This window comes from Actinomadura luteofluorescens, assembly GCF_013409365.1.
GTDB classification, from domain to species: Bacteria; Actinomycetota; Actinomycetes; order Streptosporangiales; family Streptosporangiaceae; genus Spirillospora; species Spirillospora luteofluorescens.
Genome location: NZ_JACCBA010000001.1, coordinates 6,158,494 through 6,176,841, shown reverse-complemented (window position 1 = coordinate 6,176,841; position 18,348 = coordinate 6,158,494). Strand labels below are relative to the sequence as shown.

General features: G+C 71.7%; 19 protein-coding genes. 8 read left to right on the top strand and 11 right to left on the bottom strand.

Annotated elements, in window-relative coordinates:
• Positions 1-86 precede the first annotated feature (86 nt).
• Positions 87-662: a CGNR zinc finger domain-containing protein gene (locus tag BJY14_RS28775; protein WP_179846465.1), complete on the bottom strand. Its 576-nt coding sequence runs from the start codon at positions 660-662 to the stop codon at positions 87-89.
• A gap of 81 nt (positions 663-743) precedes the next feature.
• On the opposite strand from BJY14_RS28775, the gene BJY14_RS28770 reads away from it, so the two are divergent.
• Positions 744-1,916: an epoxide hydrolase family protein gene (locus tag BJY14_RS28770; protein ID WP_179846464.1), complete on the top strand. Its 1,173-nt coding sequence runs from the start codon at positions 744-746 to the stop codon at positions 1,914-1,916.
• A 41-nt stretch (positions 1,917-1,957) separates the two neighbouring features.
• Here BJY14_RS28770 and BJY14_RS28765 read toward each other — a convergent pair whose 3' ends face one another.
• Entirely contained in the window at positions 1,958-2,176 is a 219-nt protein-coding gene (locus tag BJY14_RS28765) for a DUF397 domain-containing protein (RefSeq protein ID WP_312879453.1), read from the bottom strand.
• Positions 2,177-2,293: 117 nt separating this feature from the next.
• Positions 2,294-3,283 carry a GNAT family N-acetyltransferase gene (locus BJY14_RS28760; protein ID WP_218905624.1) on the bottom strand — a complete coding sequence of 330 codons (990 nt, stop codon included), beginning with the start codon at positions 3,281-3,283 and terminating at the stop codon, positions 2,294-2,296.
• 97 nt (positions 3,284-3,380) lie between these two features.
• Between BJY14_RS28760 and BJY14_RS28755 the strand changes: the two genes are divergently transcribed.
• Positions 3,381-3,767, top strand: a complete 387-nt coding sequence (locus BJY14_RS28755) for a hypothetical protein (RefSeq protein ID WP_179846463.1) — start codon at positions 3,381-3,383, stop codon at positions 3,765-3,767.
• Between the two features lie 4 nt (positions 3,768-3,771).
• Here BJY14_RS28755 and BJY14_RS28750 read toward each other — a convergent pair whose 3' ends face one another.
• The 4 genes from BJY14_RS28750 to BJY14_RS28735 form a co-directional block, all read right to left on the bottom strand.
• Positions 3,772-5,514, bottom strand: coding sequence for a DEAD/DEAH box helicase (locus BJY14_RS28750; RefSeq protein WP_179849696.1), 1,743 nt, complete (start codon positions 5,512-5,514; stop codon positions 3,772-3,774).
• 36 nt (positions 5,515-5,550) lie between these two features.
• Positions 5,551-6,606, bottom strand: coding sequence for a zinc metalloprotease (locus BJY14_RS28745; RefSeq protein WP_312879451.1), 1,056 nt, complete (start codon positions 6,604-6,606; stop codon positions 5,551-5,553).
• A 207-nt stretch (positions 6,607-6,813) separates the two neighbouring features.
• Entirely contained in the window at positions 6,814-7,077 is a 264-nt protein-coding gene (locus tag BJY14_RS28740) for a DUF3039 domain-containing protein (RefSeq protein ID WP_179846461.1), read from the bottom strand.
• Positions 7,078-7,087: 10 nt separating this feature from the next.
• Positions 7,088-7,663 carry a YqgE/AlgH family protein gene (locus BJY14_RS28735; protein WP_179846460.1) on the bottom strand — a complete coding sequence of 192 codons (576 nt, stop codon included), beginning with the start codon at positions 7,661-7,663 and terminating at the stop codon, positions 7,088-7,090.
• A 160-nt stretch (positions 7,664-7,823) separates the two neighbouring features.
• Here BJY14_RS28735 and BJY14_RS28730 point away from each other — a divergent pair, with 160 nt between their 5' ends.
• Complete coding sequence (locus BJY14_RS28730; RefSeq protein WP_179846459.1) at positions 7,824-8,495, top strand: hypothetical protein; 672 nt, start codon at positions 7,824-7,826, stop codon at positions 8,493-8,495.
• A 214-nt stretch (positions 8,496-8,709) separates the two neighbouring features.
• On the opposite strand, the gene BJY14_RS28725 is transcribed toward BJY14_RS28730, so the two are convergent.
• Together BJY14_RS28725 and BJY14_RS28720 are read right to left on the bottom strand one after the other, a co-directional pair.
• Positions 8,710-10,113, bottom strand: a complete 1,404-nt coding sequence (locus tag BJY14_RS28725) for an NAD-dependent malic enzyme (RefSeq protein ID WP_179846458.1) — start codon at positions 10,111-10,113, stop codon at positions 8,710-8,712.
• A gap of 406 nt (positions 10,114-10,519) precedes the next feature.
• Positions 10,520-11,470 carry a tetratricopeptide repeat protein gene (locus BJY14_RS28720; RefSeq protein ID WP_179846457.1) on the bottom strand — a complete coding sequence of 317 codons (951 nt, stop codon included), beginning with the start codon at positions 11,468-11,470 and terminating at the stop codon, positions 10,520-10,522.
• Positions 11,471-11,849: 379 nt separating this feature from the next.
• On the opposite strand from BJY14_RS28720, the gene BJY14_RS28715 reads away from it, so the two are divergent.
• Positions 11,850-12,836 (top strand): ATP-binding cassette domain-containing protein, encoded by a 987-nt coding sequence (locus BJY14_RS28715; protein WP_218905623.1) that lies wholly within the window; start codon positions 11,850-11,852, stop codon positions 12,834-12,836.
• A complete protein-coding gene (locus BJY14_RS28710) occupies positions 12,829-14,115 on the top strand; it encodes a hypothetical protein (RefSeq protein ID WP_179846455.1) in 1,287 nt (428 codons plus the stop codon). The genes BJY14_RS28715 and BJY14_RS28710 overlap by 8 nt, the downstream gene beginning before the upstream one ends.
• 41 nt (positions 14,116-14,156) lie before the next feature.
• Here the strand turns inward: BJY14_RS28710 and BJY14_RS28705 are convergent, their stop codons facing one another.
• A complete protein-coding gene (locus tag BJY14_RS28705; RefSeq protein ID WP_179846454.1) occupies positions 14,157-14,471 on the bottom strand; it encodes a DUF3817 domain-containing protein in 315 nt (104 codons plus the stop codon).
• A gap of 123 nt (positions 14,472-14,594) precedes the next feature.
• On the opposite strand from BJY14_RS28705, the gene BJY14_RS28700 reads away from it, so the two are divergent.
• Positions 14,595-15,392, top strand: a complete 798-nt coding sequence (locus tag BJY14_RS28700; protein WP_179846453.1) for a DUF2127 domain-containing protein — start codon at positions 14,595-14,597, stop codon at positions 15,390-15,392.
• 34 nt (positions 15,393-15,426) lie between these two features.
• Complete coding sequence (locus tag BJY14_RS28695; protein WP_179846452.1) at positions 15,427-16,140, top strand: DUF4230 domain-containing protein; 714 nt, start codon at positions 15,427-15,429, stop codon at positions 16,138-16,140.
• Positions 16,141-16,349: 209 nt separating this feature from the next.
• Here BJY14_RS28695 and mmgA read toward each other — a convergent pair whose 3' ends face one another.
• Positions 16,350-17,549, bottom strand: coding sequence for an acetyl-CoA C-acetyltransferase (gene mmgA, locus BJY14_RS28690; protein WP_179846451.1), 1,200 nt, complete (start codon positions 17,547-17,549; stop codon positions 16,350-16,352).
• 107 nt (positions 17,550-17,656) lie between these two features.
• Between mmgA and mce the strand changes: the two genes are divergently transcribed.
• The gene (mce, locus tag BJY14_RS28685) at positions 17,657-18,091 is read left to right on the top strand and encodes a methylmalonyl-CoA epimerase (RefSeq protein WP_179846450.1); all 435 of its coding nucleotides are present in this window, start codon (positions 17,657-17,659) and stop codon (positions 18,089-18,091) included.
• The last annotated feature ends 257 nt before the right edge of the window (positions 18,092-18,348 follow it).

The following is an 18,348-nucleotide window of genomic DNA, read 5'->3' as shown; positions in this document are numbered from 1 at the left end:
GCCTGGCTCAGCCGGGCCCTCGTTCTGCTTCCCTGATGGCCCCGAAGAAGCCGTCCACCCGCATCCTCAAGTCCCTGAACCTGGCGTCACTCCGCTGATCTGGGGTGTTCGCGCTGCCTGGCGTTGAAGCGCGCCTTCTTCTGGCGGTTGCCGCACGTGTTCATCTCGCACCACCTGCGGGTGCGGCTCTGGCTGGTGTCGAAGAAGGCGGCCCGGCAGGTCGGTGATGCGCACAGGGCCAGCTTCCCGTCTCGTTCACCTGCGAGGATGCTGACCGCATCGGCGGCGATCACGCTGAGGGCGTCCTCCACGCGGGAGGCCGAGCCGAGCCGCCATCGCCGCGTGCCCTCGGGCGTCAGGATCGCGGCGGCCCGCCCCTCGACGCTGCGGTCGTTGATGACCTGGACGGCGGACGCGGGGAGAGCGTCCTGGAGCGCGCCCGCGGTCGCGGCGAGGTGGATCGATTCCCGCAACTCCCGGGCGAGGTCGAGCTGGGCGGCGGTGCAGGAGTCCACGGCGAGGCCGTTGACCGCCAGCCAGTCGACGAGTCGTTGCGGGACGGGAATGCGCTCCACAGGGTCGCCACAGCGCTCCGTCAGGGTCGCCGTAAAGCTCGTCGCCAGCACGGTGCCGAGGCGGAAGTCGGGGAACCCAGCGCGCATGGAACCACCTTAGCCGGTTGCACTCGGGAAGAGGCGCTGCTAGAACCGTCTTAGCCGGTTCCGCTATGGCCAGGAGGTCTCATGCCGCGCCCGACCAGCGACGTTCGAGCTTTCGAAGCCCGCGCGACCGACGCCGACCTCGACGATCTGCGCGCGCGGCTGGCCGCGGCGCGGCTGCCGGAGGCCGAGACGGTCCGTCGCACCGCGCCCGGCCCTCGCCGATGGGACCAGGGCGTGCCTCTCGCCGACCTCGTCGATGTCGTGGACTACTGGCGCACCGGGTATAGGTGGCGGTCGTTCGAAGAGCGCCTCGACCGCATCGGCCAGTTCCGCACGACCATCGATGGTCTGGGCGTCCACTTCCTGCACCGCCGATCCGCGCGCGCTGACGCCACCCCTTTGATCCTCACGCACGGCTGGCCGGGCAGCATCGCCGAGTTCGTCGACGTGGTGGACGAGCTGGCGGATCCGAAAGACCCGGACGCCCCCGCATTCCACGTCGTGGCGCCGTCGCTACCGGGCTTCGGCTACAGCGACAGGCCGGCCGTCACCGGGTGGGGAACGGAAAAGATCGCGGCCGCATGGGTCGAACTGATGGGGAGGCTCGGCTACGGCAGGTTCCTGGCCCACGGCGGCGACTGGGGAGGCAACATCACCACGGTCCTCGGCGGCAGGTTCCCGGCGCACGTCCTCGGCATCCACACCCTGTTCGCGGAGGCGCCGCCCGGATTGCCGACGGACGGGCTGACGACGGCCGAGCGCCAGTGGACCGAGGACACCCGCGATTTCTGGCGCCACCGCGCGGCGTACGCCAAGCAGCAGGCGACCCGGCCACAGACCATCGGCTACTCGCTCGTCGACTCGCCAGTCGGGCTCCTCGCCTGGATCCTCGACAAGTTCGCCGAATGGTCCGACACCGAGGACAGCCCGTTCGAGACGATCTCCCGCGACAGGATCCTCGACGACGTCACCCTCTACTGGCTGACGCGGACCGGCGCGTCGGCGGCCCGCATCTATTACGAGAGCCACAACTCGCTCGATCCCGAACTCCGGGTCGACGTGCCGTCGGCCATCACGATGTACCCGCGCGATGTCGAGAAGTGTCCGCGCCCCTGGGCAAAGGAGCGGTACCGCCAGATCGTCCGCTGGAACTCGCCCGAGAAGGGCGGACACTTCCCGTCGCTGGAGGTTCCCGAGTACTTCGTCAAGGACCTGCGGGAAGGTCTCGCGGCGGTGCTGGCCGCCACCCGGTGAGGAGTCACGACGCGCCCCCCGGGTGGTTCAGCCGTCCAGAGCTAGGCGTTCTTGATGGCCGCACTGAGGCGCCCGAGCGCCTGGGGAGTGAGGAGAAGCTTGGGGCCGTCCGGGTCCTTGCTGTCACGGACGGCCACGACCTCGCCGACGCGGGCGACCTCGACGCAGTCGCCGCCGTTGTTGGAACTACGGGCCGCCTTGCGCCATACGGCGGTACTCAGGGTCCTAACCTCGTCGCGCAGAAGATGAGATCGGCCCACGGGACACGCAGCGGACTGTACGAACGCGTCCCAGTTAGGCCCTGTCCGGGTGATCAAGCCGGGTTCAGTCTTCGGGAATCCGCACCGACAAGGCGCTGCGGAGCTACCTCTGCCGGATCAGACGGTGATCGGCTTGCGGTAGCGGACGTGCTCATTCTGGCGCCGGAACCCTACGCTCTCGTAGAGGTCGTAGGATCGGTGCGGATTCGCGGTGCCGGTGTACAACCGGGCCGTCTCTGCACCGTGCTCGCGAAGGCATCGCAACCCGTCCAGTAGCAGGGCTCGCCCAAGTCCCAGACGCCTTGACTCTTTCCGGACGCTCAATTCTTCGACTTCGCCCACGGTGGCGTCCTGCCGATGGATGGAGCACAGGGCGACACCGGCCATATCTTCCCGATCCCAAGCAGCCCGCCAGCAGGTCGGGTCGGCCGTGGCGAGGAAGCTCTCGAACGTCCACCTCTCGGTGAAGGCGGCCTCCGCATATGAATCGACGACCGTTTTCCAGGCCGCGCGGTAGCTGCTTGGATCGACGGCTCCGACTCGGATGCCGGCTGGCAACGGCTTGCCGTCGGGGAGCTGTCGGAGATCGGCCAGCTCCAGCTCTACCAGGCTGAAGACACGCCGGTATCCCGAGTCGAGCAGTAGCGCCGTCGCATCCTGTTCAGAGGCCATGGCGTTCGCGCCGAGCACGGCCGTCTGTGCGGTTCCATGCTGTTGCACGAGCTGGCGGATACGGCTTTCTGCCCAGTTGAGCAGGGCTGAGCCGATGCCCTGGCCGCGGTGCTCGGGCAGCAGGTAGCCGCGGTGCAGGTACAACCACGTCCCGTCCCGCTCCTGCCACCGCCTGATCGTCGAGTAGCCGACGACACCACCGTTGTGCTCCACCAATGCCTGGTTCTCGGATGGGTCTTCGAGCTTGGCGGAGGCTTCGGCGATCTCGGCTGCCGTCGGGAGACCTTCCACAACCGAGCGGGCCTCGATCCGGTCCCGCTCCGCACAGCCGAGCCGCACAGCGGCCATGGCTCCGTGGTCTTCGTGGCCGTGATATGGCCGGAGGACGTAGCCAGGCAACTGTTCTAGCGATGCAAGCCCGTTGCCGCTGTTCACGCTCACACCAAGACCCCCGTTACGTTGGATATGCGGCGTCATCGATCACGGAAGCGTAGGCCGTGCCGATCAGACGGCAGAACTCGTTTTCCGCAGCATGACCGTTCGCGGGGATTTGACGGACGAGGCGTGGGACCGGCTGCGGCCGTTCCTGCCCATGAATAACGGTCGGTGCGGCCGCGCCGAACGGCACCTTGACGTCCTGGCCGCGGCGACGCACGCCCACGGCTGGTCCCACCTCAAGATCTACGTAGAGTCGCCGCCGGTGCTGTGGGTCTTCCCCGAGGGCGCCGGAAGCCTCGCGGTCGGCATCACGGCGGAACGTGCCGGCGGGCGGTGGGCCTACCGGGTCTCGGGGGCGATGCGGTACCCGTGCGACGGCCCTCAGCGCGTGGCGGGCGTCCTCAGCGACGTCCTCCGGGATCGCCTGGGCGCGGGCGGCGCCGCCGACTCTGCGGCGGGCTCAGGCGCGACGCGGCGGTGACGCGTCAGCCGCGGCGCTTGGCGGCCCAGTCGCGGATCTTGGCTATGCGTTCGCGGATCTCCTCCGCGCTCGCCTGGGGGACGGGCGGCCCGCCGCACGCGCGGCGCAACTCGTTGTGGATGACGCCCTGCGGCTGGCCCGTTCGGTGGTTCCAGGCGTTGACGAGGCCGTTCAGTTCGCGGCGCAGGGCCGCGATGTCCTCGGCGGCGGTGCGGTCCTCGCGGGGGTCGCCGGTCTTGCGGCGGCGCTCGTTGGCGATCTGGTCGGCCTGCCGCTTGCGCAGCAGCGCCGACACCTGGTCGGGCTCCAGCAGGCCGGGGATGCCGAGGAACTCCTCCTCCTCGGCCGACCCCGGCTCGGCGTTCATGCCGAACTCGCCGCCGTCGTAGAGCACGCGGTCGAACGTCGCGGACGCCTCCACCGTCTCGAACGGCAGCTCCTCGCCGACGTCGGGACTGTCCTTCTCGCGGTTGGCCTCGGCGAGCAGGTCGTCGTCGAGGCCGTCCTCACGGACGGGGCGGTCGAGGACGTGGTCGCGCTCCTCCTCCATCTCAGAGGCGTGGCCCATCAGCGTCGGCACCGACGGCAGGAACACCGACGCGGTCTCGCCGCGCTTGCGGGCACGGACGAAGCGCCCGATCGCCTGCGCGAAGAACAGCGGCGTGCTGGTGGAGGTGGCGTAGACGCCGACGCACAGCCGCGGGATGTCGACGCCCTCGGACACCATGCGGACCGCGACCATCCAGCGGTCGTCGGTCTCGCCGAACGCCTTGATCTTCTTGGACGCGGTCGGGTCGTCCGACAGCACGATCGTGGCGCCCTGCCCCGTCACCGCGCGCAGCATCTTGGCGTAGGCGCGGGCGGCCTCGTGGTCGGTGGCGATGACCAGGCCGCCCGCGTCCGGGATGACGCGGCGCAGCTCGGTGAGGCGGCGGTCGGCCGCGGCCAGCACCTGCGTGATCCAGTTGCCCTTGGGGTCGAGCGCCGCCCGCCACGCCTGGGACGTCTGGTCCTGGGTGAGCGGCTCGCCGAGGGTCGCGGTGATCTCGTCGCCCGCGCGGGTGCGCCAGCGCATCTCGCCCGCGTAGGCCAGGAAGATCACCGGTCGGACGACGCCGTCGGCGAGGGCGGGGCCGTAGCCGTAGGTGTAGTCGGCCTGGCTGCGCCGGACGCCGTCGGGCCCCTCCTCGTACTGGACGAACGGGATCGGGTTGATGTCGGTGCGGAACGGCGTGCCGGACAGGGCGAGCCGCCGCGTCGCCGGCTCGAACGCCTCCCGGACGGCGTCGCCCCACGACAGGCCGTCGCCCGCGTGGTGCACCTCGTCGAAGATGACCAGCGACTTGCGTGACTCGGTGCGGTTGCGGTGCAGCGCCGGGCGCGCGGCGACGGTCGCGTACGTGACGGCGACGCCGTGGAAGTCCTTGCCGACCGGGCCCTGCCCGTTCTGGTACTCGGGGTCGATCCTGATGCCGACGCGGGCCGCCGACTCGGCCCACTGCCGCTTGAGGTGCTCGGTCGGGCACACGATCGTGAGCGAGGCGACGACGCGGCGCTCCATCAGCTCGCGGGCGAGCCGGAGCGCGAACGTCGTCTTGCCGGCGCCCGGCGTCGCGACGGTGAGGAAGTCGCGGGGGCCGGGCGCCGTTCCGTCCACGCCGAAGTACGCCTCCAGCGCCTGCTGCTGCCAGGCGCGCAGGGAGGACGCGGTCCCCCAGGCGGCCCGCTCGGGGAAGGCGGGGGGCATGCTCGATGCGGCGAAGGTGCTCACGGTCATTGAAGGCTACCGAGCCGCACCGACAGATCGTGCCGCGCCCGGCGCACCTGTGCCGAGATCCACACGGTTGCGGCCGGCCTTGCGGGACCGGTACGCCGCCCACACCGCCCGGACACGGCGGCCCTGACCTGCGGTGAAGCCGCGCATGCAGGCGTCGTGGGCGTAGTCCATGAAATTGTGGATCGGATCGCGGCCGCGCTGCGGGCACGAGTCGCGTCCCTGCGGGCAGCCCTGCGCCGGCTCCGCCTCGTACGGGGTGTCGGCCACCCCGTCGCCCGGCGACACGCACCCGCCCTCGAACGTGTGCATCAGGCCGAGCCAGTGCCCGATCTCGTGGACGGCCGTGAACCCGTGGTTGAACGGCGCGTACGACCCGTACGGGAGGCTGCGGAAGTCGACGATGACGCCGTCCAGGCGCGGGTCGCGCCGGTACCACTGCGGGAAGGTGGAGAAGCCCAGCACGTCGGACCCGACGGCGGCCGTGTAGAGGTTGAGCGTCCCGCGGCCGCCCTTGCGGAGGCGCCGCTTCATCGGGCCCTCGTTGCGCTGCGGGTTGTGGAACCAGGACGGGTTGTCGGTGCGGTCCAGGGAGTCGAGCCGGAACCTGACGTGGGTGTCGGAGCCGCCGAGGCGTCCGCCGTAGGCCGCGTTCAGCGTGGCGATCTGCCGCTGGACCGCCGCCGTGGACAGCCGCCCCGAACTCCCGCTGTGGACGACGTGGAACCGCACCGGCACGACGAGGCTCCCCGTCGCCCGCCGCTGCGACTCGCGGCGGGCCGAGCCCGCGAGCGGTCCGTCGAAGAGGCGCTGGTCGAGGAGGGCCTCGTCGGACGTCCCGAACCGGTCGAGGAGCGTGCGGCGGAGGTCGGCGAGCATGGCGGCCGCCTGCTCGTGGCCGAGGTCGGCCCGGTCGCGCGCCAGCGCCGACCGCGCCGTTCCGCCCGGGGCGCCCCTCCCGCCGACGGCGGCCGTCCCGCCCCCCGTGCCCGCGCGGCCGGGGGCGCAGTCGTCGCCCCGCGCGGCCGGAGCGACCTTCGCCCGCTCCCACTCCCCCTCACTCACCGAACCCGGAACGGCACACACCGTGACCGACAGTGCGCACAGTGAAACCCCGGCCAAGCGCCGCATTCAATCCCCCGATTGTTCAGGGACGTCCCTTTCGGGCCGTCCCGCGATAAGAAAGGCCGAGGTCCCGCGGCACACGACCGCAGGACCTCACGCGCGCACGCCTACCCGGCGGCGCGCCCTCGGCCGCCGTTCAGCGGCCGGTCACTCCTCGCCCTTGCCCCCGCCGGACTGCATGGACTCGTAGATCTCCTTGCACTCCGGGCAGACCGGGTACTTCTTCGGATCCCGGTTCGGCACCCAGACCTTGCCGCACAGCGCGATCACCGGCGTGCCGGTCACCGCGCTCTCGGTGATCTTGGCCTTCTTCACGTAGTGGGCGAACCGCTCGTGGTCGCCGTCACCGTGGGAGAGGTCCGGTTTGACATCGCTCTGGGTGTCGCTGTCAGGAAGGATCTTCGTACTCACACCGTTCACCTTAGTTCAGCGTCGGGTCCTCGGGGAAAGTGGCGACGAAGGCCAGGTCGCCGCCCTGCCTGCGCAGCACGTTCTGCCACAGCCGCTCCGGGTCGCCGGCGAACACGTCCCCGGCCTCGGCGGGCACCAGGTACCACGAGCCCTCCTCGACCTCGGTGCGCAGCTGCCCGGGCGACCAGCCCGCGTATCCGGCGAACACGCGCAGCTGCAGCAGCTCCGCCGCGAGCAGGCCGGGCGGGGCCTCCAGGTCGACCAGGCCCACCCGGGCGACCTCGGTGCCGCCGTCCAGGGCGCGCCACCCGAGCGGCTCGTCCTCGCCGGGGAGCCGGGCCAGGGCGAGCGCGTTCTCCAGGGCGACCGGCCCGCCCTGGAACACCACGGCCGGTCCCGTCACCAGCTCCGCCCACGGCGGCAGGACGCGGTCCACCGGAATCTCGGTCGGCCGGTTGAGGACGACTCCCAGGGTTCCCCCGTCGCCGTCGTGCTCGACCAGCAGGACGACGCTGCGCCGAAAGTTCGGATCCTCCAGCTGCGGCGTGGCCACCAGCAGGAGCCCGACCCTGATCCCGTCTTCCATGGGTCCCATGATGCGTTGCCCGGACCTCCGGCGGCACGCCTCCTCGCTCGTTAGCCTGTTACGCATTCCTATCGATGGGGATATCGGCACCACAAGGTCCTGGGTTAAGAATGATCTAGGATCATCGGCCACCCGCTTGGTGCGGGCCGGGAGGACAGCGATGCAGTTGCCCAGGGTCGTCATCGCCGCCGTGTTCATCGTGATCGGGGCGCTGATCGCGATCCCGGCCCTGCTGGGGTCGGACGGCTCGGCGTCGCCGACCTCAGCCACGGAGTCCACGAGCCCCAGCCCGAGTGCGTCCAGCGGCTCGCCGTCCGCCTCGGGCAAGCCCACGCGGACTCCGACGCACACCCCGTCCCGCACGCCGAGCCGCACGCCGGCTCCGGCGCGGCCGGTGACGGCCACGATCGGATCGGTCTCCTGCCCGGACCGCACCGTCAACGTCAAGGTCCGCAACACCGGAACGCAGACCGAGGACTTCTCCGTCGAGAAGAACGACGACACCGCCGCCGTCCCCGGCAAGATCGGCCCCGGCACCACCCGGACGGTCGCGGTGAAGCTGCGCGAGGACCGCAGCACCCGCATCACCGTCCGGTGGGCGAACCGGCAGATCGGCAGCACCGCCGCCAAGGCGAACTGCAAGAAGGCGGGCGGCGCCGCGCCGCGCGAGACGCCGCCCGGGAAGCTGCCGCACACCGGCCCCGACACCGTCCTGTGGGCGCGGGCCGTGACCGGCATCGCCGTCATCCTGACCGGCGCGATCATCTTCTGGTGGGGCGGCACCTGGCCGCGCCGCCGCGAGCACATGTTCGCGGGCAGGAAGTCCGACTGACCGCAGCGCGGGCCCGTCCGCCGGGCCCGCCACGGCCGCGTCCACCGGGCCCGCCTCGAAGCCACCTCGGCCACGCGCGCGAACGCGTGACCTGGCCGGTGGAGCGAAGCCGAAGGCGAGCGAAGCCGGCCAGATCGCGAAGCGATGCCGCGTTCGCCCAGGCCAGGTCACGCAGCGAGCCGCCAGGCGAGCGAAGTGGGCCGGGCCTGTAAAACTACGCCTCCGTGCGGGGGCGGCCGCCCGCGGCCTCGCGGACGGCGCCCGCCACGCGGGTGCTGACGTCCGGGTGGAAGACGCTCGGCACGATGTAGTTCGGGCCGAGCTCGTCCGGGGTGACGACCTCGGCGAGGGCCTTGGCCGCGGCGGCGAGCATGTCGAGGGTGACGCCACTGGCCTGCGCGTCCAGGAGGCCGCGGAACACGCCGGGGAAGGCCAGCACGTTGTTGATCTGGTTCGGGTAGTCGCTGCGGCCGGTGGCGACCACGGCGGCGTGCTCGCGCGCCTCGTCCGGCGAGACCTCCGGCTCGGGGTTGGCGAGGGCGAACACGATCGCGTCGCCGCTCATCGTGGCGATGTCGTCGCCGTTCAGGATGCCGGGGGCGGACACGCCGATGAACACGTCGGCGTCCTTCACCGCGCCGCGCAGGTCGCCGGAGTAGCCGCCCTCGTTGGTGTGCTCGGCGATCCAGCGCAGCGAGTCGTCGAGGTCGTCGCGGCCCTTGTGCACCGCGCCGGCGTAGTCGCAGACGACGAGGTTGCGGGCGCCCGCGTGCATCAGCAGCTTCAGGATGGCGGTGCCGGCCGCGCCCGCGCCCGCCATCGTGATGCGCACGGCGCCGATGTCCTTGCCGACGACGCGCAGCGCGTTGGTCAGCGCGGCGAGCACGCAGATCGCGGTGCCGTGCTGGTCGTCGTGGAAGACGGGGATGTCGAGCAGCTCGCGCAGCCGGGCCTCGACCTCGAAGCAGCGCGGCGCGGAGATGTCCTCCAGGTTGATGCCGCCGAACGCGGGCGCGAGGATCTGCACCGTCCGGACGATCTCGTCGGTGTCCTGGGTGTCGAGGCAGATCGGCCACGCGTCGATCCCGGCGAACCGCTTGAACAGCGCCGCCTTGCCCTCCATGACCGGCAGCGCGGCCTCCGGGCCGATGTTGCCGAGGCCGAGCACCGCCGAGCCGTCGGTCACCACGGCGACGCTGTTGCGTTTGATCGTCAGCCGGCGGACGTCCTCGGGGTTGCGGGCGATGGCCAGCGAGACGCGGGCGACGCCGGGCGTGTAGGCCATCGACAGCTCGTCGCGGTTGCGCAGCGGCACCTTCGACTGCATCTCGATCTTGCCGCCGAGGTGCATCAGGAACGTCCGGTCGCTGACCTTGTGGATCTTGACGGAGTCGATCCGCTCCAGCGCGCCCGCGATCGCCTCGGCGTGCTGGGTGTCGCGGGTGGCGATCGTGACGTCGATGCGCAGGGTCTCGTGGCCGGCGGTGTTGACGTCGAGGGCCGTGACGATGCCGCCCGCGTTCTCGACCACGTGGGTGATCTGGCTGACGGCCCTGCCGCCGGCCGGGACCTCCAGCCGGACGGTGATGGAGTACGACACGCTTGGCACGCTCGCCACGACAGCTGCTCCCTATTTATACGGGTTTGTCCATATCCGAGCGCGCTGCTCCCAGGAGACGGTGCGTCCGGGGCGCGGCCGCGGATCCGCCGGATCGGCCCCGTGGAAGTGCTTCACGTGGCCGCACGGGCGCGGTCATCAGTCAACGAGCATACGCTCACCATCGCGGTCAGGTGTCCCGGTCGCCCCAGCTCGGCCCGCTTCGACGGCCACCGCGTACGGCACGGGCCGTCCGGACGCCGTCCGCGGCGCCGAACGCGGCCGCGATCATCTCCGGCGCGCACCCGGAGCAAGACGCCCACCGCACGGAACACGAGCCGAAACGGTGGCCCGCGCCGGAACTGCGCCACGCGCCGAGAACAGCGGCCCGGACCGAAACGTCGGCCCGGACCGGAACGGGGTCTGCTCAGAACAGGGCGGACTGGAGGCCGCGGCGGGCCTTGCCGACGCGCGGGTCGTCCGGCGGCAGCAGCTCGAACAGCGACAGCAGGTGCTTGCGCGCCGCGTCGCGGTCGTCGCCCGCGCCGCGCCGCACCGCGCCCACCAGCCGGTCGAAGGCGTCGTCGATGCGCCCGGACACCATCTCCACGTCGGACGCGCTGATCTGCGCCTGGACGTCGCCGGGCTTCTCGGCCGCCTCCTGGAGGACGCGCTCGGCGTCCAGCGACCGTACGCGCAGGCTCAGCTCGACCAGGGCGAGGCCCTGCTTGGCCTCGCCGTCCCTCGGGTCGGCGGCGAGGATGCGCTCGAACGCGAGCTTGGCGCCGTCCAGGTCGCCGCGCTGCAGGGCCTCCTCGGCCGCGGAGTACACCGGGTCGGCGGCGGGGGCCTCCTCGCCGGGGGCCGGCTGCTCACCCTCGGGGGCGTCGGGAAGGATGCCCTCCTTGCGCAGCGCGTCGAAGAGCTGGTCGATGGCCTGGCGGACCTGCGGCTCGGGCGCGGCGCCGTTCAGGAACGGCAGCAGCTGTCCGGCGACGACCGCCGCCACGAACGGGATGCCGCGCACGCCCATCTGCTGCATGTAGGCGCCGAGCTGCGGGTTCGCGTCGACGTCGACCTTGGCCAGGATCCACTTGCCGGCCGCCTCGGTGGCGAGCTTCTCCAGGATCGGGCCGAGCTGCTTGCACGGACCGCACCATTCGGCCCAGAAGTCCACCAGGACGGGGACGGACTGCGACCGCTCCACGACCTCGGTGTTGAAGGTCTGGTCGGTGACGTCGACGACGTAGGGGCCGCCGGGCGCGCCCTGAGCCGGCGCGCCGCCGCCCTGGGCGCGGCGTTCCTGCTGCTTCCTTGACGCGGCCTGGCGCGCTCCCAGGTCGATGGCCCCGTGCAACGAAAAGTCCCGAGAAGGCATGGGTCCATCCTGCCCCATGACCACCCCCGGCCGTACGTCCGTACGCTCCCAGCGGAGCGCGGCGCCCGCGCCGGACGCCCCGCGCCCCGGGACGGCCGCACACATAGGCGGCATATCCAGAGAATTGTCCGCCTTTTTATTCCCTTTCCCGCCACGCCCCGGGCAAAGAGTTCCGTCGTCCTGCCGTAAAGGCGATTAGATTGCTGACAGCCATCACCAAGCCCGGTTATAGTCACGATGTCGATGCATTGCGGCCCGGCAAAAGCGACCGGGTCGGAGCCGCCGGGGGGCGGCCCGGCCTGCGGGCGCGCCGCGTGGCGGGTTGGGGGACCCGAGGCCACCGGCGCGGCAGGCGCACCCGTCCGGCCGCCGCGACAGCATGACGAGCAATGGGGGGAAACTTGTGATCGCGGAGCATTCCGTGATCGTGGCCCGAGGAATGGGTGTCCGCCGCGGGGGGCGGTGGCTCCTGCGCCCGGTGACCTTCGGCGTGCCCGAAGGCGTGGTCGGCCTGGCCGGTCCACCTGGTGCCGGTAAATCCACTCTGCTGGCCACGTTCGCGACCTTGCGCAGACCGAACACCGGCGCGCTGCACATTCTCGGACACGACATCACGAACGCCGCCGGGCAGCGGGCCGCCCGCGCCGGAATCGGTTATCTGCCGGCCCGCTTCTCGCGCGCGGAGGGCATGACGGCCGGCGAGTTCGTCGCCTACGCCGCCTACTACAAGCGGACGAGCGCGTCCGCCGCGCAGAGCATGATCCGCCGCTTCGACCTCACCGAGGCCGCCGGGACGGAACTGGCGCTGCTGCCGCCGGACGTCCGGCTGCGCGCCGGGCTGGCCGCCGCCTGCGTCCACGAGCCCGGCCTGGTGCTGCTCGACGACCCCTTCGGCGAGCTGTGCGCCGCCGCCGAACCCTGGCCCACGGGCGCCGCGGGCCCCGGACGGCACTCGCTCACCGCGGCCATGGCCGAGCTGATCCCCGTGCTGCGCGCGCTGGCGCCGACCGTGGTCGTCACCGCCGACGCCACCGAGACGCTCACCGGCTGGTGCGACCGCCTCTTCACCCTCGCCCGCGGCCGGCTCGCCGAGCAACCCACGCACTCGGCCACCGCCCGCCGCGGCCGCTCCCCCGCCGACCGGCGCGCCCCCGCCCCGCGGGGATCCGCGGGCCAGCGAGGCCCCGTCGGCCCGCGCGGCGCCCTCCACCCGCAGACCGTCGACGCGATGACCCCGCGCCGCCCGGCCCGCCGCGCGCTGCCGCAGGTGTCCCTGCCGCAGCTCGCGCTGCCGCACCTGTCCCTGCCACAGCTTGCGAAGGCGCGGGCGAGGCCGTCGCCCGCCGAGAGCGCCACCGGTGTCTGACCTCGGGCGGGTGCTCCGGCTGGACGCCCGCCGCACGGCACTGCTCGTCGCGGTGCCGGTCCTCACCGCGCTCGCGACGGCGGCGGCGTGCCTGTCGCTGAGCCCGGCGGTCGCGTACTGGGACAACAGCGTCGTCGCGCTGGTCAACGCCGTCCGCTTCCTCGGCCCCGCCGCCGCGGGCCTGGCCGCGTGGACGGCCGTCCGGGAACGCCCGCTCGACTACCTGCGCGACCTCACCGCCCGATCCCCCGCGACCGGCGTGCTGTTCGACCTGCTGCTGCTGTCGTCGGCCACGCTGGTCGCCTACGTGGTGGCCACGGCGGTGGTCGTCGCCGTCACCCTCGTGCACGCGCACGCCGGGCAGCCCCACCCGCTCGGCGTGGTCTCGGGTGCGGGCGCGCTCGTCCTGCACGTCGTCGTGGGCTACCTGACGGGACGCGTCGCACCGCACCGCGCCACCGCGGCCCTGGTACTCGCCGCGACGTCCCTGTGGGCCGCTCTGCGCGTCCCCGGCATGTCCTGGTGGAGCCTGGTGCCCCCCGCCGCGCTCTCCCGCGTCGAGCTGTTCACCACCCTTCGCCCCGAGGTGTTCGCCGTCCAGGTCCTCTGGGCCGCCGGGCTGACCACCGCGCTGATCCTCGGCTACGTGATGTGGGCGACGCGGCGGTTCCTGCTCGTCCTGCCCCTGACGATGGCGCTGGCCGCGACCGTCTCCGCCACCCTCGGCCTGCATCGCTCCGGCGGGACGGTCGCGCCCGCCCAGGCCAAGCCGGTGTGCCGGACGTGGCCCATCGAGGTCTGCGTGCACCCCGCCCTGCGGGACGCGCTACCCCAGCTGATGGCGGCGGCCACCCCGCTCGCGGCGCGGCTGAACGGCACGCCCGGCGCCTTCAGGGTGGTGGAGCAGCGTCCCGCCTGGATGCCGTCGACGGTGGCGGACGGCGTCGCTTCCGTCCATCTCGACGAGGACCTCTCACCCGGATACGCGTCCCGCGCCGTCCGGCAGATCAGCGAGGCGCTCAAGGACGCGCGTGCCTGCGCGTCCGGCGACGGCTACCGCGCGCTGGTCGACGCGTGGCTTCTCGGCGACGAGCCCCCGGCCGCGGCCGGCACGCGCGCGGGGCACCGGTTCGCGTCCTGGACCGAGCAGCGGCGCCGCGACTGGCTGCGGCTCCACTTCGCCGAGTACCGCGCCTGCGCGCTCGGCCCCCGGGATTTCCGCGCTCCCCGCACCACCGAGAGCCGCCTCCACGACGCGCGGGACTCCCGTCCTGCGTGACCGCGACCGGACCCCCCGGCCGACCGCGGTCACGCAGGAGGTCAGGCGCCCCGCCCGGCCGGCTCCGGCTCCGGCTCGGCGGCGGGCCGCGTCCAGTGCCGCTCCACGAAGAACGGCGCGACGGGCAGGACGGCGGCGCCGAGCGCGAGGACCGTGCGCCCGAGGTCCCAGCCGAGCTGCTCGCGGACGAGGAAGACCAGGCCGACGTAGGCCATGAACAGGACGCCGTGCACCGGTCCCATCACCTGCACGCCGACCGGCGCGTCCGCCCCGTACTTCAGCGGCATCGCGACCAGCAGCAGGAGGAGGAACGAGAACGCCTCGGCGACGGAGACGAACCGGAAAACACGAATCATGTCCACGCCCCCCTCAACGGCGCGGCATCGGCCCGCGGTTTCCGCGCCTCCTATGACCTCGCTCACACGACCGTGCGCAAACCGTGACGTATGCGGACCCCGCCGGGCCTCTAGTGTGTCCGCGTGGACTGGAGCCTGCTGACCTGCGCGCGCAAGGGACACATCACCTATGCGCCGGACGAGGAGAAGCTGCGCGAGCGGCTCGTCGTCTCGTCCCCCATCGGCGAAGCGTGGCGCTGCCTGCGCTGCGGGACCTACGTGCACGGCGAGCCGCACGGGAAGGGCCCGGCCGACCGGGCCCCGCTGGTCAAGCGCGGCCGGGAGCTGCGCGACGCCTTCATCATGCGGTTCTTCGCGGTGGAGCGCGGCATCCGCGGTCTGATCGTGCTGGTCGCCGCGTACGGGGTGTGGCGCTTCGCCGGCAGCCGCGGATCGATCGAGCGGATCTTCGAGAAGGAGATCCCGCTGCTGCGCCCCATCGCCGACCAGGTCGGCTGGGACCTCGACCACTCCAAGGTCGTCACGTCCGTCCGGCACGTGTTCGACCTGGACGCGCGGACGCTGCGCTGGCTGGCCGTCGGTCTCATCGTCTACGGCGCGATCGAGCTGATCGAGGCGGTCGGGCTGTGGCTGCTGAAGCGCTGGGGCGAGTACTTCGCGGTCGTCGCGACGTGCTTCGGGCTGCCGATCGAGATCTACGAGCTGGTGGAGAAGGTCACCGCCCTGCGCGTCGGCGCGCTGGCGCTCAACATCGGTCTCATCGTCTACATCGTCGTCACCAAACGGCTGTTCGGCGTGCGGGGCGGCCGCGCCGCCCACGAGGCGCATCTGCGCAGCGAGTCGCTGATCGAGGTGGAGCAGGCGACCCACGAATCGGACCTGCGGCACCCGTCCGCGCCCGCGCCCGAACCCGCCGGATGAGGTAGCGGACGCCGCTGCCGGGAATGTCGGTTACATGGCTCGCTCGGAAACGAAGAACGACGCGAAGAACGACGCACCCGTCAAGTCGTCCCCCGGCCGGTCCCGCCCCCCGCGGCGCGGCCTGCTCACCCCCGTCGCGATCGTCGCGGCCACCGTCGCGCTCGTCCTGCTCGGCCAGCAGGCGCTGCACGGCCTCCCCCACTGGCTGAACCCGTTCGGGGTGGAGACCAAGGACCGCAGCGGCCCCGTCCTGCTGAAGTCGATCCGCGACCTGCACCGCTACGAGGCGGCCAGCGGAAACTTCCAGGTCGTCGTGGACCTGGAGAAGGACGCCAAGTTCCTGCCGTCATCGCTGCGCGGCAAACGGACCCTGTTCGTCGGCAACGGCTCGGTCGACGCCTACGTGGACTTCTCGCGGCTCGGCTCGGGCGCCCTCAAGGTCAACGCGGACCGGACGGTGGCGACGGTCACCCTCCCGCCCGCCCAGCTGGAGAAGACGAACCTCGACACGAAGAACAGCTACGTCTACGCGACCCAGCGCGGTGTCTTCGACCGCTTCGGCGACTTCTTCAGCAGCAACCCGAACAACCAGCAGCAGCTCTACGTCCTGGCGTCCCAGAAGATCCAGACCGCCGCGGACCAGAGCGGCCTGAAGCAACGCGCCGACGCCAACACGAAGTCGATGCTGGAGAACATGCTCAAGGCCCTCGGCTTCACAACGGTCACCATCACCCCCGCCTCCCAGTAAGGCGCGCGCTGACCTCAGCCACCACCGCAACCACGCAACGACCCCAACACCCGCGATCGCGTCCGAAGGCGGATTCGAGCTTGCGAGAATCCGATCGCGAAGCGAGCCGCAAGGCGAGCCGGAGCGATGCCAGCGATCGCCCGTGGCTCGGTCGAGGGCGAGCCACCAGGCGAGCCCTCGACCGAGCCACGAATATGCGCAGGGAGCCGCTAGGCGAGCGCCGGAGTCGGAACACGAATAAGCACGGCATCACCCTGGCCGCCGCCGCCGCAGAGGGCGGCGGCGCCGGTGCCGCCGCCGCGGCGCTTCAGCTCGTAGGCCAGGTGCAGGAGGATGCGGGCGCCGGACATGCCGACCGGGTGGCCGACCGCGATGGCGCCGCCGTTGACGTTGACCTTCTCGGGGCCGACGCCGAGGTCGCGCATCGACTGGATGCCGACCGAGGCGAAGGCCTCGTTGATCTCGATGAGGTCGAGGTCGTCGACGGTGAGGCCCTCCTTGCCGAGGGCGTGCTTGATCGCGTTGGACGGCTGGGACTGCAGCGAGTTGTCCGGTCCCGCGACGTTGCCGTGCGCGCCGATCTCGGCGAGCCAGGTGAGGCCGAGCTCCTCGGCCCGGGCCCTGGACATCACCACGACCGCCGCGGCGCCGTCGGAGATCTGCGAGGCCGAGCCCGCGGTGATCGTCCCGTCCTTGCTGAACGCCGGGCGCAGCCGGGCCAGGCTCTCGGCGGTGGTGTCGCCGCGCACGCCCTCGTCGGCGGAGAACACGACCGGCTCGCCGCGCCGCTGCGGGATCTCGACCGGGGCGATCTCCTCGTCGAACACGCCGTTCTTGATCGCCTCGGCGGCGCGCTGGTGGGAGCGGGCGGAGAACGCGTCCTGCTCCTCGCGGGAGATGCCGAGCTCGGCGTTGTAGCGCTCGGTGGACTCGCCCATGGAGACGCCGTCGAAGGCGTCGGTGAGGGCGTCGTGGGCCATGTGGTCGAGGACCTCGACGGAGCCGTACTTGTAGCCGCCGCGCGACTTCGGCAGCAGGTGCGGGGCCTGGGTCATCGACTCCATGCCGCCCGCCACGACGATGTCGAACTCGCCCGCCCGGATGAGCTGGTCGGCCAGCGCGATCGCGTCCAGCCCGGAGAGGCAGACCTTGTTGATCGTGATGGACGGGACGCTCATCGGGATGCCCGCCTTGACCGCCGCCTGCCGGGACGGGATCTGGCCCGCGCCCGCCTGCAGCACCTGGCCGAGGATCACGTACTGCACCTGGTCGCCGGACACCCCGGCCCGCTCCAGCGCCGCCCTGATCGCGTGCGCCCCGAGGTCGGCCGCGGAGAAGTCCTTCAGCGAGCCCATCAGGCGCCCGATGGGGGTGCGCGCTCCGGCGACGATCACGGACGAGGTGGTCATATGGGGGCCTCCAGGGTGGTGCTGCGGCGACGTTTGCCACGATACCCACGGGAGCGGTGTTCGGTTCTGTTCGCCCCCGCCTGGCCGTCCGAGGAGGGACAAAGCCCATGCTGACCCGTATCGACCACATCGGCATCGCCTGCCGTGATCTGGACGCGACCGTCGAGTTCTACAAGGCGACCTACGGCTTCACCGACGCGCACTTCGAGGTGAACGAGGAGCAGGGCGTGCGGGAGTGCATGCTCAAGATCAACGACACGGGGGACGGCGCGGCGAGCTACCTGCAGCTCATCGAGCCGATCCGGGAGGACTCGGCCGTCGCCAAGTGGATGGAGAAGAACGGCGAGGGCGTCCACCACATCGCGTTCGGGACGGACGGGACGGTCGCCGGCGAGGCCGCCGGCATCGCCGGCAAGGGGGTGCGCGTGCTGTACGACGCGCCGCGCAACGGGTCGATGGGTTCCTTGATCAACTTTTTGCACCCCAAGGACTGCCACGGCGTCCTGACGGAGCTGGTGCAGAAGCGTCCGGCCGCCGAATGATCTTGTACGCCGGGGGTGGCGGGGGCGCGCCAGGATCGTGACGTGTTCGATATCACGGTCATGGACCGTGCGGCCTGGACCGCCGCTCTGTGACCGTTCGGACACATCTGGTGTATTTGCACCCCCCACACCTGGGCCGCTGCGGCCCCGCGACATGCCCGAACAAAAGGGACATTCCACGCAGCGCGTCAAGATGAGCCCCCAACACGGCAGTGTCCGGAGTACGCTTCATTCGCCGGAAGAGGTCTGGGGCAAGT

Excerpts from the sequence above, each read along its gene's own strand:
- BJY14_RS28770 (WP_179846464.1), top strand. The coding sequence starts at position 744 with ATGCCGCGCCCGACCAGCGACGTTCGAGCTTTCGAAGCCCGCGCGACC.
- BJY14_RS28750 (WP_179849696.1), bottom strand. The coding sequence starts at position 5,514 with ATGCCCCCCGCCTTCCCCGAGCGGGCCGCCTGGGGGACCGCGTCCTCC.
- BJY14_RS28730 (WP_179846459.1), top strand. The coding sequence starts at position 7,824 with ATGCAGTTGCCCAGGGTCGTCATCGCCGCCGTGTTCATCGTGATCGGG.
- BJY14_RS28775 (WP_179846465.1), bottom strand. The coding sequence starts at position 662 with ATGCGCGCTGGGTTCCCCGACTTCCGCCTCGGCACCGTGCTGGCGACG.
- BJY14_RS28755 (WP_179846463.1), top strand. The coding sequence starts at position 3,381 with ATGACCGTTCGCGGGGATTTGACGGACGAGGCGTGGGACCGGCTGCGG.
- BJY14_RS28720 (WP_179846457.1), bottom strand. The coding sequence starts at position 11,470 with ATGCCTTCTCGGGACTTTTCGTTGCACGGGGCCATCGACCTGGGAGCG.
- BJY14_RS28705 (WP_179846454.1), bottom strand. The coding sequence starts at position 14,471 with ATGATTCGTGTTTTCCGGTTCGTCTCCGTCGCCGAGGCGTTCTCGTTC.
- mmgA (WP_179846451.1), bottom strand. The coding sequence starts at position 17,549 with ATGACCACCTCGTCCGTGATCGTCGCCGGAGCGCGCACCCCCATCGGG.
- BJY14_RS28715 (WP_218905623.1), top strand. The coding sequence starts at position 11,850 with ATGACGAGCAATGGGGGGAAACTTGTGATCGCGGAGCATTCCGTGATC.
- BJY14_RS28735 (WP_179846460.1), bottom strand. The coding sequence starts at position 7,663 with ATGGAAGACGGGATCAGGGTCGGGCTCCTGCTGGTGGCCACGCCGCAG.
- BJY14_RS28695 (WP_179846452.1), top strand. The coding sequence starts at position 15,427 with ATGGCTCGCTCGGAAACGAAGAACGACGCGAAGAACGACGCACCCGTC.
- mce (WP_179846450.1), top strand. The coding sequence starts at position 17,657 with ATGCTGACCCGTATCGACCACATCGGCATCGCCTGCCGTGATCTGGAC.